Here is a 15,163-nt window from a genome sequence, read left to right on the forward strand (position 1 = left end):
CGTTTCGCGTACCGGGCTCGATTTTTTATTTGTTGTGATGGGCAAAGAGCTTGGGTATTTCGCGCAGGCACCACGATTTGGCCTCACCCATGCTGTCGCGCCGCCACGCCATAATGATGTCCACTTCGCTGGTGTACTCCGGGCTGACCACGCGTAGCCGCCCTTCTGCAATATCTTTTTCGACAAACGGATACGGCATCGTTGCCACGCCCAGGCCTGCCAGCAATGCCTGGCGTTTGTCTTCAAGCGACGTGACGGTCAGACGCGGTTGTTTATCCAGCAACTGCACCGTTAACACCGGACGCTCGCGCGCGGTATCTGCGACCGCAACCCCGCGGTATTTCACCCGCGTCACTTCCGAGAGCGGCTCCGGCTCCTGGTGAATCGGGTGATCCGGTGCGGCGACATAGACGTTCATCACGCTGTAGAGTTTGCGGGAGTTGATTTCAGATGAGGAACGGAAGTGCATATCCGGGGCAATGACGATATCCGCCCTGCCCGTCTCCAGTCGCTCCCAGGCCCCGGCCAGCACCTCGGTGATGATCGATAACTGGGTGTTTGCTTTGTCAGCCAGCCGGTTCACCAGCGGGAACAGCGCCTCGGTGGGCACCAGCGCTTCCGTCACCAGCGTCAGATGGGTTTCCCAGCCGCGCGCCAGCGCTTCGGCGTCCGTCGTCAGCTTGTCCGCCGCTTCCAGCAGGACGCGACCACGCTCCAGCAGCATCCGTCCGACGTTAGTGAATTTTGTTCGATGACCGGAGCGGTCAAAGAGCACCACGTCCAGCTCTTCCTCCAGCTTCTGCATGGTATAGCTGAGCGCAGACGGAACGCGCCCCAGTTCATCTGCCGCCGCGGCAAAACTGCCACGCCGGTCAATTGCGTCCATGACGCGAAGCGCCTCAAGCGTCAATGCTCTCTCTTTAGCCATCTCGTTCTCATTCAGGAAATTTGAACATACCGGGCAGAATATCTGGCTAACAATGAAGCGTCCATACCTTTACCATTGTTTAGTGTAAAGAGAGGTCAAGTTTATGATTACGACAAGAACAGCTAAACAGTGCGGACAAGCCGATTTCGGTTGGCTGCAGGCCCGCTACACCTTTTCCTTTGGACACTACTTTGACCCTAAACTGCTCGGTTACGCTTCATTGCGCGTATTGAATCAGGAAGTGCTCGCCCCAGGCGCGTCCTTCCAGCCGCGTACGTACCCGAAAGTCGATATCCTGAACCTGATCCTGGAAGGCGAAGCAGAATACCGCGACAGCGAGGGCAATCATGTCCTGGCGAAGGCCGGCGAAGCATTATTAATCTCCACGCAGCCGGGCATCAGTTACAGCGAGCATAACCTCAGCAAAGATAAAACGCTGACCCGTATGCAGCTGTGGCTGGATGCCTGCCCTGAGCGGGAAAACCCGCTGGTACAGAAGTTAGATTTGACGGGCGACAGGCAGCAGCTGATAGCCTCCCCGGACGGCAGTCAAGGCAGCCTGCAGTTGCGCCAGCAGGTGTGGCTGCACCATATCGAACTGAAGAAAGGGGAACAGGCGAGCTTCCAGCTTCATGGTCCGCGCGCCTATCTGCAATCGATTCACGGTACGGTGCATGCGCTGACGCATACGGAAGAGAAAGAAGCGCTCACCTGCGGTGACGGGGCGTTTATTCGCGACGAAGCGAATATCACGCTGGTTGCTGATTCGCCGCTGCGCGCGCTTTTAATTGATTTACCGGTTTAACACCCGATAATCCTCTCTCCCCGGCGGGGAGAGAGGAAACCGTTACACTTTACGTGCCATAATCTCAATAATCTGCCGGTCCGTCGCCTGCATGGAGCGGCACGCCAGCGAACACAGGTTCGCGATCGACTGCTCCACATCGTGCGCCACAATCCCTTCATTGCCCGTTACAGCCGAATCATCCAGCGCCATCATCACCGCTTTCCAGGCACTGCCGACGCTGGTTGAGACCTTCATGGCGCAGCTGTTGGACGCGCCATCGCAGATCATCCCGCTGACATCGCCAATCATGCTGCTGATTGCCATTGAGAGCGTCTGATAGCTTCCGCCCATCAGCCAGGCCATGCCTGCCGCCGCCCCCATCGCCGCCGTGGTAGCCGCACACAGCGCCGACAGGCGCGGAAGCTGGGCGTGGATATAAATAGCCGAAAGGTGTGAAAGCATCAGCGCCCGGGCAAGACGTTCATCATCCGCCTGGACATGTTCCGCCACCACCACAACCGGCATGGTGGCCGTGATCCCCTGGTTGCCCGATCCGGAATTGCTCATTGCTGGCAGCGTCGCCCCGCCCATTCGGGCGTCCGAGGCCGCGCTGGTGCGAATGACAATATCCGAGCCCAGATCCTGCGCTATCCATCCGCGAGCGCGCTGCTTATTGAGCGTCGCGCCAATGTGCAGCCCCCATTTTCCGCTTAAACCTTCACGGGAGAGCGCATCATTTAATTGTCCGGCAGCCAGGATAAAGCGGATCGCGTCAAACGGCACCTGCTCCACAAACTCAAGGATCTGCGATAGCGTGGCGTTTGAAAGTACCGCCAGCGGGTCGTCATTCCTCTCGTCGGGTTGAGAATCAAGCGTAAAGCGGGTTTCGCCCTGACAGACAATCTCCACCACCCGCGTATGCCCACCGGCGATGGTCACCATCGCCGAGGCCTGTCCGGCGTGAACGCAGGCGCGGGAGTAGAGGATGTCATCGCACGGCTCCTGCAACTTGACCTGCACCTGGCCGGCGTCCAGCAGCGCTTTGGCACGCACCAGCGCATCGGCAGTGGCATCCTTCAGTACCTCCAGTCCGGCGTGCGCGTTGCCGCCAATGGCCCCTAGTGCCGCCGCAATCGGCAACCCGACCATCCCAGTGCCAGGTACCGTCACGCCAAGGCCATTTTTCATCAGATTCGGTGAAACCCACGCCTCAATCTGTGTGACGTCACCCGGCAGAAGCTCCGCGGCCATCGCACAAGCCAGCGCCAGAGAGATCGGCTCGGTACACCCCAGTGCAGGTTTAACTTCCTCCTGCACCGCCCGAATAAATTGATTCCATAAAGATTGAGTTTGCTCTGACATCGTTACGACCTTGTTTGCCCTTAAGAAAACGCGAGGAAAGGAGAAACACACAGCAGCAGACCGGTGATGATAATGATCACTAGCGACACGCCTTTATATTTGTGCAGCGCCGGCACTTTGTAGACCAGCCACGCCGGAATCAAACACCCCACCATACCGAAGATTGGGCTGCAAATAGAGGTGAAGCTCAGTACCGGCGCGTTTAACACAATCGCGCTCCATGCCAGCAGAATGGCAAACAGCATGATGCCGCGCTGTACGGTGTTTTCGTTGATTTTCTCTGCCGGCATTTTGCGGCGCAGAATGTTCATTACAATGCCCTGCGTCGCTTCACGAAAGCCCAGGTACACGCCGAAGAACGCGGTCATGACGGCAAAAATATTCAGGATAACGCTGACAATTTTGACCCAGCCGGCACCGTCGCCACTGATAAACTGCGCGGCAATTGCCAGTGCGGAAATATTCTGTTCGTAGGCTTTGACCGCCTCATCATGCCCCATTGCCAGGGTGAACGAGACCGCGTAGAAAAAGACCGTCACGAAGAGGATCGCGAAGGCGATGTTCATCGCCCGCAGCGCTTTATGGCGCGCCACTTCAACCGATTTTTCGCGTGAACGATAGGAGATCACCATCGGGCTTAATGTCTGAATAAACAGAATCGACGTTAAGGTAAACGGCAACGTGATAATCGCGTTTTTAATGAGTAGCCCCACGGGTGGCAGCATGCCCACGTTGGCTAAATGCCAGAGTCCAATCATCGACAACCCGAGCGCCGCCACCACAAATAACTTGGTCAGCACCATCAGGCTGGAGACTTTAAACAGCAGTTTCTCGCCACGGGAGGAGATCGCCACCAGGATGCAGATCAGGAACAGACCGTAGAACGGATTTTCAGAGAGCAGCCCCTCCGTCACGCCGAAGGTGTGTAAATAGGAAGCGCTGTCGTTGGTGATGGCGGTGGAGTAGACGAACATCCAGATAACCAGCATCACGAAATAGAGCGCACCCAATAAGATGCCCCAGTTCTTACCGAGGTAGCCGCTGATAACACTCGGATAATCTTTGCACTCCGGCGATTCTGCCAGCGTGTTAATAAACAGCCGCTGAAACAGGTACATGGCCGGATAGCCAATCACTGACGAAAGCAGAAACACCCACAGTCCCATCAGCCCCACCTGTACCGGGAGAAAAACAATCCCCGCGCCGATGGCCATTCCGATACTCATGATGACCCAGCCCGTATCGGTGCTGTCGAATTTAATGGCCTCCTGCCACTCGCTTTCACTCATCCCTGCCCGCTTTGCCGCGGGTGAATCGTTCACAATCACACTGCTGTTTGTTGCCGTATCCATAAGGCACTCGCTTATTTTGTAGGGTAACCAGTTGTTTTTATGGGATTCTGACCACCAGCGATAATGAGCCAGACTGCTGCAGGTGTGTGTTATTGGAATGGACAAATCATACGTGGAGAGCGGGAGAAAAAAGTCACAATATTTATAAGGCTTTTCGCAAGCGAGAGAAAAAAATACTCTTAGATGAGGAATAATGGAGGTGATTTTCTAAAAGTGACGCCGTTCAAGAAATAAAAAACCCGCGACATGCGCGGGTGTGTCATCAGTTAGCCAGCGCGTTCGCCATATCGGTTTTCACCTGTTTACGCTGCTCCGCTGTCAGAACCTGGCTGACATCAAAGTAGTATTTGACGCGGTAATAGCGGGTCTGCTCTTCAATTTTGCTGAATGCGGCAAGCTGGTTTTTCACCGTGCTTTCATCCCATTTCCCGGTCTGGAACATCTCGATCAGCGCACCGTCTTTCACGCCGGTCATCGGGATCTTGCTGACATTTTGTTCCAGCGTCTGATGCAGCGCGTCGATCTTCTTAATCTGATCGTTGCTCAGCTTGAGGTGTTGCACCAGCGGATCCTGCGCCGGAGAGGGGGCAGCTTCAACGTCAGCGGCCTGTGCGGCAAAACTGCACGCCACCAGCGAGGCAGCAACCAGGGTGATACGGGTCATTTTCATCATCTTACTGTCCTTACATACTGTTTCAGGGAAAAAGCAGGCGCATTGTTTTTCAGAAGCGGATGAAGATGTGTGAGTAATTATATAAACATTTTTGTATGTTCCGCGGACAAAAAAGCCCCCTTAACCAAAGGGGGCCTGTTTCAGACGACGATCACAGTGCCTGGGTAAACGTCCTTGAGATCACGTCCTGCTGCTGCTCGCGCGTCAGCGCATTAAAGCGCACCGCATACCCTGAGACACGAATGGTCAGGTTGGGATAGTTCTCCGGGTGCTCAATCGCCTCCATCAGCATCTCCCGGTTCATGACGTTAACGTTGAGGTGCTGTCCCCCCTCAATGGCCGCTTCGTGGTGGAAATACCCGTCCAGCAGCCCTACAAGGTTGGTTTTGCGCACCCTCTCATCCTTGCCCAGCGCCTGAGGCACGATGGAGAAGGTGTAAGAGATCCCGTCTTTCGCATAGGTAAACGGCAGCTTAGCGACGGAGGTTAACGAGGCCACCGCCCCTTTCCTGTCTCGTCCGTGCATCGGGTTCGCGCCCGGTGCGAATGGCGTACCGCCGCGGCGTCCGTCCGGCGTATTGCCGGTCTTCTGGCCGTAGACCACATTCGACGTAATGGTCAGGATCGACTGGGTCGGCACCGCGTTGCGGTAGGTCGGCAGCGCCTGAATTTTCTTCATAAAGCGTTCCACCAGGTCACAGGCAATGCTGTCCACGCGGTCATCATTGTTACCGTACTGCGGGTAGTCCCCTTCAATCACAAAATCGACCGCCAGGCCGGTATGGTCGCGTACGGGTTTTACCGTGGCATATTTGATGGCGGACAGCGAGTCCGCCGCCACCGACAGCCCGGCGATACCGCAGGCCATGGTGCGGTAAACGTCCCGGTCGTGCAGCGCCATCAGTGAGGCTTCGTAGCTGTACTTATCGTGCATGTAATGAATGAGATTCAGCGCGCTAATGTACTGCACCGCCAGCCAGTCCATAAAGTGATCCAGACTCGCCATCACGGTGTCGTAATCCAGCACCTCATCCAGCAGCGGCGCGGTTTTCGGCCCGACCTGGATCTTCAGCTTCTCATCCATCCCGCCGTTGATCGCATACAGCAGCGTTTTCACCAGGTTAGCACGGGCGCCAAAGAACTGCATTTGCTTGCCGATCACCATCGGGCTGACGCAGCAGGCAATGGCGTAGTCGTCGCTGTTGAAATCCACGCGCATCAGGTCGTCGTTCTCATACTGCAGCGACGAGGTGTCGATCGACATCTGTGCAGCGTACTTCTTGAATGCGACGGGCAGTTGTTCGGACCACAGGATCGTCAGGTTTGGCTCCGGTGCGGGTCCCATCGTGTGCAGGGTATGCAGGTAACGGAAGCTGTTTTTGGTGACCAGCGTGCGGCCATCCAGCCCCATTCCGCCAATCACTTCGGTGGCCCAGACAGGATCGCCGGAGAAGAGCGTGTCGAACTCCGGAGTACGCAGGAAGCGCACCATGCGGATCTTCATGATGAAATGATCGATCAGTTCCTGCGCCTGGATCTCACTCAGGCGACCCGCCTGCATATCGCGCTCGAGATAAATATCCAGGAACGAGGCCGTGCGTCCCAGCGACATCGCCCCGCCGTTCTGGGATTTCACCGCGGCCAGATAGGCAAAGTAAACCCACTGTACCGCTTCCTGCGCATTCATCGCCGGGCGAGAAATATCGAAGCCATAGTTCGCTGCCATCTGCTGGATCTGCAGCAGTGCGCGTTTGTGTTCCGCCAGCTCTTCACGCAGGCGGATCGTCGCCTCCAGATCTTCACCCCGTTCGAGTTTGCCCTGCAGATCCGCGAACTGGCGCTCACGCTCGTGCACCAGATAGCGGATGCCGTACAGCGCCACGCGACGGTAATCACCGATGATGCGCCCGCGTCCGTAGCCGTCCGGTAGCCCGGTCAGCACGCCTGATTTACGACAGCGCATCATCTCGGGGGAGTAAACGTCAAAGACCCCCTGATTATGGGTTTTGCGCAGTTCGGTAAAGAGATATTCGAACTGCGGATCCATCTCGCGGCCATAGGCTTCGAATGAACTGCGGATCATATTGATCCCGCCGTACGGATGCAGCGCACGTTTGAGCGGCTTATCGGTTTGCAGGCCGACGATCGTCTCCAGCTGCTGGTCAATATAGCCCGGTCCGTGGGCCGTGATGGTGGTGGCAATGTTGGTGTCAAAATCCACCGGCGCATGGGTGGCATTCTCCTGACGAATGCCCACCATTACCTTCTCCCAGAGCGCCGTCGTTGCTGGCGTCGCCTGCGCGAGGAAAGTTTCGTCGCCTTCATAAGGGGTATAGTTATGCTGAATAAAATCGCGCACGTTGACGGTGTCTTTCCATTCTTCACCGCGAAACCCGGCCCATGCGTCGCTGTAAGGGGCAACGCGCGTATCGATTGCTACTTTCATGAATTTCTCGCTCTGTCAGGCATAAGCCGCAGCCGGAATGACCTTCCCAAGACGGAGGGCATCCAGCGCGATCATTTTTTCTTCGTTGGTTGGGATCACCGCGCAGGCCACGCGGGACGAATCGGTGGTGATCACACGCTCACCTGCGCTGCCCGGCAGGGCATTTTTGGCTTCATCGAGGGTGATGCCAAAGACGGCCAGGTGTTCCGCCACCAGGGTGCGGATCAGTCTGGAGTTCTCACCAATCCCGCCGGTGAACACCACACCGTCCAGGCGGTGTAACGACGCCGCGTGCCCGGCAATATGCCGTGCGATACGGTGAACAAAGGTCTGGATCGCCAGCTGTGCCCGCTGATGTCCCTCATGCCAGGCCTTTTCGAGGGCTCGCAGATCGGAGGATATTCCCGAGATCCCCAGCAGGCCGGACTCTTTATTGACGACGCGTTCCAGATCCTCAAATGACTGTCCGGTCTGTTGGGCTATCCAGGCCATGGCGCCGAAATCAACGTCGCCACAGCGGGTTCCCATGATCAGCCCTTCCAGCGGCGTCATGCCCATGGAAGTATCCACGCTCTCACCATTGCGTACCGCGCAGATGGATGCCCCGTTGCCGAGATGGGCAATCACCAGCCCGCTGTCCTCAGGCGAAATCCCGAGCAGGGCATGCGCCTGCCCGGCAACGTAGCGGTGGGACGTCCCGTGGAAGCCATAGCGCCGCACGCCAAGCTCTTCAAAATAGCGGTACGGCAGCCCGTACAGATAGGCCTGCGGGGCCAGCGTCTGGTGGAAGCTGGTGTCAAACACCGCCACCTGCTGTATGCCCGGAAACAGGCGTTCGGCTGCCTCGACGCCGCTTAAGTTGGCGTAGTTATGCAGCGGTGCCAGCGAGGAAACCTGACGGATCTGCTCAATAACCTGTTCCGTGATAAGGGTCGACTCGCTGAAGAGGTCGCCGCCGTGCGCAATACGATGGCCAATCAGGGCCACGCTGCTCATCAGGTCACGCTTCTCCAGCTCCAGGGCGATGGCTGCCAGCGCCCCTTCGTAGTCATGGTGAGCCAGTCTGGCTGGCTCACCCCCGTTCACGGAAATAAAGGCTTTTTCAGTGTTAATCCCGTCTGCAATGCCCGTCATCAGGGCATCACAGCTGCTGGCATCGAGTACTGAAAACTTAACAGAGGACGATCCGCAGTTAATAACCAATACAACCGGAAACTCAATCATGGTGTTACTCCGCTCTTCCTGAGCCAGGGTTTAGAACAGTTTGTAGACGATGTTCAGGATGGTCAGCAGGCCCACAACCGTGACGAAGATGTTCTCGGGTCTGCCCTTATATTTCGCCATTGCCGGCGCTTTACGAATGGCATACATCGGCAACAGGCACAGCAGAGAGGCGATGATTGGCGCCCCCATGGCTTCGATAAGGTCAAGAATGTTCGGGTTGGCATAGGCAACGACCCAGGTCGACCCCATGATGAATACCATGCTGATGGTGTTCAGTTTGCCCACGGAGACTTTCTTCTTATCGCCCTTATAACCGAACTTCAGGATCAGGCCGTTCAGCCCTTCCAGCGTGCCCAGATAGTGGCCGAAGAAGGATTTGAAGATAGCGACCAGAGCAATGATGGAGGCACCGTATTCCAGCACCGTGGCAAACGTTGATTTAGTGCCTGACATGGTCGCAAAGTGGTTCGCCAGGTAAGAGAGCACGGGAATATTCTGCGCTTTGGCATCGGCCATGTTCTGCGGCGAGAGCGTGAACAGGCAGCTAAAGGCGAAGAACATCACCACCGCGACCATCAGCAAGCTGGCGCGACCGATGATTTTGGAACATTTCTGCTCGGTAAACGCTTTACCGAACTCGGGTTCGTACTCTTCACGTTTCGAGACCACAAACGAGGAGACGATGGGCGAGAAGTTGAAGGAGAAGACCATGATGGAGATCCCCAGCCAGACCGTCACCAGAATGCCGTCATGCCCGGTAAATGCGATATCGCTCAGATTGACCTGGTCAATCACCGACGAGTTCCAGTAAGGGATCAGCGACAGGGAAATCAGCACCAGGCTGGCGATAAACGGGAACACCAGGAAGCTCATCACCTTCACCATCAGGTCTTTACCAAACCAGATAACAAAGGCCATCAGCAGCAGCAGGAACAGCGCCACCACGCCGCGGTTAAGCGCGGGCAGCTGGAGCTGGTTTTCCCAGAAGGTCATAAAGGTGTTCGTAATGGTGACGCCGTAAATCCACAGCAGCGGGCAAATGGCGAAGAAGTAGAGGAACGTGATCACCACCCCACCGGTCTTACCAAAATGCTCTTCCACCGTTTCGGTGATGTTGCCAGACACGTTACTGCCGGACAGACACAGGCGTGCCAGCGCCCGGTGGCAATAAAACGCAATCGGGAAAGCGAGAACCAACATCAGCAGGATAGGAATCAAGCCGCCGAAGCCTGCGCGAATCGGGAAGAACAGCACACCTGCGCCAATGGCGGTTCCAAACAGGCCAAGCGTCCAAGTGGTATCAGACTTACGCCAGGAGGACGTTTTTGTCTGGCCAACGATAATGCTTTCTGTGTTGCTCATAGGTCATCCTTTATGCGTCAACGAAGCCGGTAATTTGGGATACGCGGGAGAGATCGATATTGCCGCCGGAAATAATGCAGACGGTTTTACGCCCCTGAATATAGTGATCAAGCTTGCCGCTTAATAACGCCGCACAGGCCAGTGCGCCAGCACCTTCTGTAACCACTTTATTTCGCTGAATGAGGGCAATCATGCTGTTACGAATTTCGTCTTCGCTGACCAGCACAATGTCATCGACTAATTCACGAACAATGTCGAAGGTTAATTTACCCGGGCGAGACACATCACATCCGTCGGCTAATGTCCCGGTAACGCGGTGGTTAATGATTTCTCCTGCCTGATACGATGCGGCCATTCCATGTACGTTTTCAGACTGCACGCCGATAATATTAATGGTCGGGTTAATGGATTTAATGGCCGTTGCAATTCCGGCAATTAAACCGCCACCGCCGATGGGTACAATCACGTTATCCACATCATACAAATCTTCGAGAATTTCCAGACCAATGGTGCCCTGGCCGGCAATCACTTTCGGATCGTCATACGGCGGGATAAAAATGCGCCCTTCCAGCTCCACGATTTCGCTGACTTTGGCGATGGTGTCGTTGAAGTTTTCGCCGTGCAGCACCACTTCAGCCGAGTAGTCACGGGTGGCGGCGACTTTAGATTTCGGCGCGCCCATCGGCATGACCACTTTGCCGTCGATACCGAGCATTGCACAGGAGAGCGACACGCCCTGCGCGTGGTTGCCTGCAGAACAGGCGACCACGCCTTTACGTTTTTCAGCTTCGGTCAGCGAACTTAATTTATTAAACGCACCGCGGATCTTGAAGGAGCCAGTACGCTGCATATTTTCAAACTTCAGGAATATCTCACCTTTACAGCGTTCGCTGAGATAATTTGAGCGCGGCATGCCGGTTTTATATATTTTGCCTGCCAGTCGTTTTCTGGCGTCCTGAATATCTTCAATGGTCACCGGGAGATCGTAGGTAATATGCATAATATCCTCGTTATAATAATTCATTTTCTTCAGGCAAAGTCAGGGTATCAGAGCACGGATAAAATAAGCTCTGGGTGTTTTTAAAAAGGTTAACGTGTTATCAGAGGGTTATTTAATCATCGTCGTCTTTCACTGGTCAGTGACGCGTATTGTTTTGCCAGTTCGACTAATACTGACGCCGATTTCTTAATTCTGTAATTTTTTGACCACACGGCGGCATAACGCGCTATGGGTAATTCATCTTCCACCGGCAGTACAATAAACTGGTCGGAACCGAATGGCGCAATCATGTCGCGGGGAATAACCGTCAGGTAATCGGCATTCAGGACAAGGTTGTAAATGGTCACGACGGAATCGGTCTGGACGATGTTTTCAATGCTGATGTGATTGTCTTGCAGGGTGGTCAGAAGTTCTTTGTAGTAGCCCATATCGGTTTGCGGCATCACCCACTGTTCATCCGTGAGTGATGCCAGGGTAGTCGAGCCGGTGCACGTTCGTGATTTGTTGGCCACCAGGACAAACTCAGACTCAAACAGCGGCTCGACATGAAGATCCTGCAGCAGCATTTCATCACTTAATGTGCCGATGGCAAAATCCAGCCGACCGTCGCGAATGGCCGGCAGGAAAGAGGACAGCTGAGCTTCGTACATCGAGACGCGCGCTTTCGGGAACACTTCCTTGAATTTTTTGATCATTTCGGACAGGAAGGTGAAGCCAATGAGCGACGGGTAACCAAAGGAGACATCCATGACGGTACTGAAACTGAGGCTGTTAATCTCGCTCACCATGTTTTTCATCTCACGGGTGATCGACTCAGAATACGAGAGTAATACCTGGCCTGCCGCAGTCAGTTTAACGCCGGTGTTTTTGCGCACCATGACTTCAACGCCAAAGTAAGATTCGATATCGCTGATAATTTTGCTGACGGCAGGTTGCGTCAGGCCCAGTTGTCTTGCAGCAGAACCAATGGAGCCACTTTTAATGACTTCCTGAAATACCACGAGGTGCTGTGTTTTCGGTAGAATAATAGTGTTCATAATATTCTGCGCTTATTTCCCTATGACGGGGTGGATTCTACTCAATATGGCTGACGGGGGTATGTGCTGTTACTCACAATTTGCTTTTTCACACCCTTAATCAGCATAACGATAATCCATTAAAATATTTTATTATCAATAACTTATATTAAAATAAATACGCCATAACGCTGATATTGATCAACAAAAAGAGCAGTAATAAATTTATTTTATGGCGATAACACAGGTAAATTTTTCGGCGTTAAAAAAATCGATAAAGACTATCTTTCAGGCAATTAAAGATTAATAAATAACCGTAATTCTTTTAAAACATTCTTTCAATTTATCAAATTTGTCTGGGGTGATTTTGCTGACTTTCGGGAAACAGTGGAATGCATCACACATTCATGAGCTAAATGTTTTTGAATTCAATATACATATATCAAATAAGAAAACATTCACGATCATAAAAGCAACATTCATAACAAATTAACAATACTGCAGAATCAGGATTATTTAGCGCGAAATTTTGTGATTACGATCGCCAACAGATGCGAAAAAGAGACTGAAGGGGTAAAAGCAGTGAAATGTGCTTAATGTCGCAAATATGATAATTGATGTCGTGTGAGCGATGCATCGGGTGGCACTTGCTTGCAATTTGCAAGGCCGATAAGCCGCGTTCTTTCATAGAAAGCGGAGTGGACAGTCATTCATCTCATTTAGCGCAGACAGCAAAAACCCCGCCGAAGCAGGGTTGTGTAAAAAGTTGAAGCTGACCGATAAGGCGGCTTCGTTCGACCATACGTCAGGTATCTACAGCGCCAGGATTGCCTTGTGTCGCAGACTGTACCTCACTTTGTGTAGCAGATAAAGTCAGTTAACAAGCAAAAAACTCGCAGGGGCGAAACCAGCTACTCTGCTGAAAATTGAAACAAATATTGATTTTGAAAGGTCGTCATTTGACGGGTGTAGATAAAAATCAGCTATGCGCGAGAAGCGGAGTTTCACTGCCAGTTGGCTTAACAAACATAGCAGTATGTCAATGAGCTGGAAGAAAGCCGGTAAGAAAATAAATATGAAGCTGTAATGACTTTTCGAGAATCACTTCTTGATTTTGTCATAATATTTATGTTGAAATCATGAAGTGAAACTACCGGAGAGACTTTCATGACCATGCCTTACTGTATCCTGCATACCGAAGCTGATTCAGATGTTGTACTTAATGGACTGGGCTTTTCAGAAAACGATATTCATGCTGCTCTGACATCTGCTTTGTACGAGCGCCGCAAATCCAGCAAGCTTCACCCCGCTGTCGATGCAGGGTTCCGTTTCTGGAGTGAAATGGTTGCCGCGACACGCCGTGTACTAATTGGTAAGGGTAACGGCTGGTCCCCTGAAGTGGTCAAGCGAATGGAAATGGTCGCTAACTCAGCGAGAGGGGTTAATCTGATTATCACCTCGGGTGACAGACACACCGGGCGTCCTGATGGATTGCCGAAAACCAAAAATGCCAAAGGTGAGGCAACGCGCTCGATTGTTCACAACAATCCTGGCACAGTTGATATGTTCCAGACGGATGCGTTGTATTCAGGCAAATCTGAAATCACTCCGATAGATAGCACTCGCACTTATATCGTCCTGTACTATTATGATGCGGCTAACAAAGAGGTTCGCTGCGAGGTGTCTTATCCGGTAGGAATGGTGAATCAGGACGGATTTGCCCGCGTAAGCGCATGGAGTGAGCGTATTATTTTGAGTCCTCTGCCATTTGAAGGTGCGGATATTTTCCCTGATGAGGATTTCAATGACGACATATCAATTACTGTTGAAAGCAAATGAGTAACCCTGTTGATGACGGTAAACGTCTTTTTAATCCATCCCGGCTCAAGCTGGCACGGATCAGACGCAAACTGACCCTAAAAGAACTGGCAGAAAAGATGGGGCTTTCCAGCCGTATTGTAATTGAGTACGAAAAAGCCTATTGCCTATATGAACCCACGCCAGAGACGGTCCAGGCGTACGCCAGGGCTCTGAATTACCCAGAATCCTTTTTTTTCGGGGATGACGTTGAAGCAATCGATCCACTGACGGTTTCATTCCGTTCTTTGCGCACGACAAAAGCCGCCGACCAGCATGCGGCAATTGGAGCTGGTGCGCTGGGAGTTATGCTGAGCGAGTATTTCAGCACCCGTTTCACTCTGCCGCAGCCTGAATTGCCGAATCTTCGTGGAAGTGAGCCTGAGATCGCTGCTCAGGCGGTGCGCGAAGCTTGGGGTATTGGCAAGAAGAGCATCACCAACGTTGTTCATCTTCTGGAGAAGCACGGTGTTAAGGTGTTCTGGCTCTCGGAGGAAACGGCGAGTATCGATGCATTTTCGTTCTGGAAAGATGATGTCCCTTACATCTTCCTGAATACTCGTAAATCAGGTGAACGCAGTCGTTTCGATGCGGCACATGAACTCGCTCACCTGGTGCTCCACCGTCATGGTGACGTCAAGGGGCAAGATGCAGAGCGTGAAGCGGATGCTTTTGCGTCAGCATTTCTGATGCCCCTGGAAAACGTGATGGCTGTTAAGATGACGTTGCCGACGTTCGACAAAATCGTGCAATTGAAATCGCTCTGGAAAGTCTCGGCGATGGCTCTGATTGTCAGAATGCGAAATCTGAACATGCTTACAGAATGGCAGTACAACAGTCTGATGCGCGATGCGACGGCAAAGGGGTATCGAACCGGTGAGCCGGGAGGAATTGAGCGTGAAAGATCGCTCATTATTGAAAAAATGATGACCGCTCTGGCTGGTAACGGCATTAATCTGACTCAATTGAGTGATGAGCTTAACGTGCCTCTTGATGAACTGAGTAGCCTGCTTTACGGTGTGGCGGCAATTAGTGGTGGTAATAGCAGAACATCAAGCTCACTGTCAAAGGCCTCTCTCCGTCTGGTGTGAAACGCTATAAGCCGTTAGAGACCTTCTTTAGCGGCTTATTATTGATCGGCAGTGGGCTCGCCGCA

Annotated in this window: 12 protein-coding genes; 3 read left to right on the forward strand and 9 right to left on the reverse strand. The window is 53.1% G+C overall.

Annotated features, from left to right (window positions below):
- Positions 1–25: 25 nt before the first annotated feature.
- Complete coding sequence (locus AB6731_RS16110) at positions 26–928, reverse strand: LysR family transcriptional regulator (RefSeq protein WP_014171734.1); 903 nt, start codon at positions 926–928, stop codon at positions 26–28.
- Between the two features lie 103 nt (positions 929–1,031).
- Between AB6731_RS16110 and AB6731_RS16115 the strand changes: the two genes are divergently transcribed.
- Positions 1,032–1,733, forward strand: coding sequence for a pirin family protein (locus AB6731_RS16115; protein ID WP_371006560.1), 702 nt, complete (start codon positions 1,032–1,034; stop codon positions 1,731–1,733).
- 42 nt (positions 1,734–1,775) lie between these two features.
- Here the strand turns inward: AB6731_RS16115 and AB6731_RS16120 are convergent, their stop codons facing one another.
- The 8 genes from AB6731_RS16120 to tdcA all read right to left on the reverse strand — a co-directional run bounded on the left by AB6731_RS16120 (position 1,776) and on the right by tdcA (position 12,171).
- Entirely contained in the window at positions 1,776–3,077 is a 1,302-nt protein-coding gene (locus AB6731_RS16120) for a serine dehydratase subunit alpha family protein (protein WP_032679024.1), read from the reverse strand.
- Positions 3,078–3,097: 20 nt separating this feature from the next.
- Positions 3,098–4,429 (reverse strand): amino acid permease, encoded by a 1,332-nt coding sequence (locus tag AB6731_RS16125; RefSeq protein ID WP_025202948.1) that lies wholly within the window; start codon positions 4,427–4,429, stop codon positions 3,098–3,100.
- A 262-nt stretch (positions 4,430–4,691) separates the two neighbouring features.
- Positions 4,692–5,102, reverse strand: a complete 411-nt coding sequence (locus tag AB6731_RS16130) for a Spy/CpxP family protein refolding chaperone (protein WP_014171738.1) — start codon at positions 5,100–5,102, stop codon at positions 4,692–4,694.
- 151 nt (positions 5,103–5,253) lie between these two features.
- Positions 5,254–7,548, reverse strand: coding sequence for a formate C-acetyltransferase (gene pflB, locus AB6731_RS16135; protein ID WP_020883569.1), 2,295 nt, complete (start codon positions 7,546–7,548; stop codon positions 5,254–5,256).
- Between the two features lie 15 nt (positions 7,549–7,563).
- Positions 7,564–8,772 (reverse strand): propionate kinase, encoded by a 1,209-nt coding sequence (gene tdcD, locus AB6731_RS16140; RefSeq protein WP_151711698.1) that lies wholly within the window; start codon positions 8,770–8,772, stop codon positions 7,564–7,566.
- 30 nt (positions 8,773–8,802) lie between these two features.
- Positions 8,803–10,134: a threonine/serine transporter TdcC gene (gene tdcC / locus AB6731_RS16145; RefSeq protein ID WP_014171741.1), complete on the reverse strand. Its 1,332-nt coding sequence runs from the start codon at positions 10,132–10,134 to the stop codon at positions 8,803–8,805.
- Between the two features lie 10 nt (positions 10,135–10,144).
- Entirely contained in the window at positions 10,145–11,134 is a 990-nt protein-coding gene (tdcB, locus tag AB6731_RS16150; protein ID WP_106504347.1) for a bifunctional threonine ammonia-lyase/L-serine ammonia-lyase TdcB, read from the reverse strand.
- A 116-nt stretch (positions 11,135–11,250) separates the two neighbouring features.
- The gene (gene tdcA / locus AB6731_RS16155) at positions 11,251–12,171 is read right to left on the reverse strand and encodes a transcriptional regulator TdcA (RefSeq protein ID WP_014171743.1); all 921 of its coding nucleotides are present in this window, start codon (positions 12,169–12,171) and stop codon (positions 11,251–11,253) included.
- Between the two features lie 1,146 nt (positions 12,172–13,317).
- On the opposite strand from tdcA, the gene AB6731_RS16160 reads away from it, so the two are divergent.
- Positions 13,318–13,989, forward strand: a complete 672-nt coding sequence (locus AB6731_RS16160; RefSeq protein WP_033486668.1) for a hypothetical protein — start codon at positions 13,318–13,320, stop codon at positions 13,987–13,989.
- Complete coding sequence (locus tag AB6731_RS16165) at positions 13,986–15,098, forward strand: helix-turn-helix domain-containing protein (RefSeq protein WP_371006561.1); 1,113 nt, start codon at positions 13,986–13,988, stop codon at positions 15,096–15,098. The genes AB6731_RS16160 and AB6731_RS16165 overlap by 4 nt, the downstream gene beginning before the upstream one ends.
- Positions 15,099–15,163: the final 65 nt, after the last annotated feature.

Source organism: Enterobacter sp. RCC_40, assembly GCF_041360735.1.
Lineage (GTDB): Bacteria > Pseudomonadota > Gammaproteobacteria > Enterobacterales > Enterobacteriaceae > Enterobacter > Enterobacter ludwigii.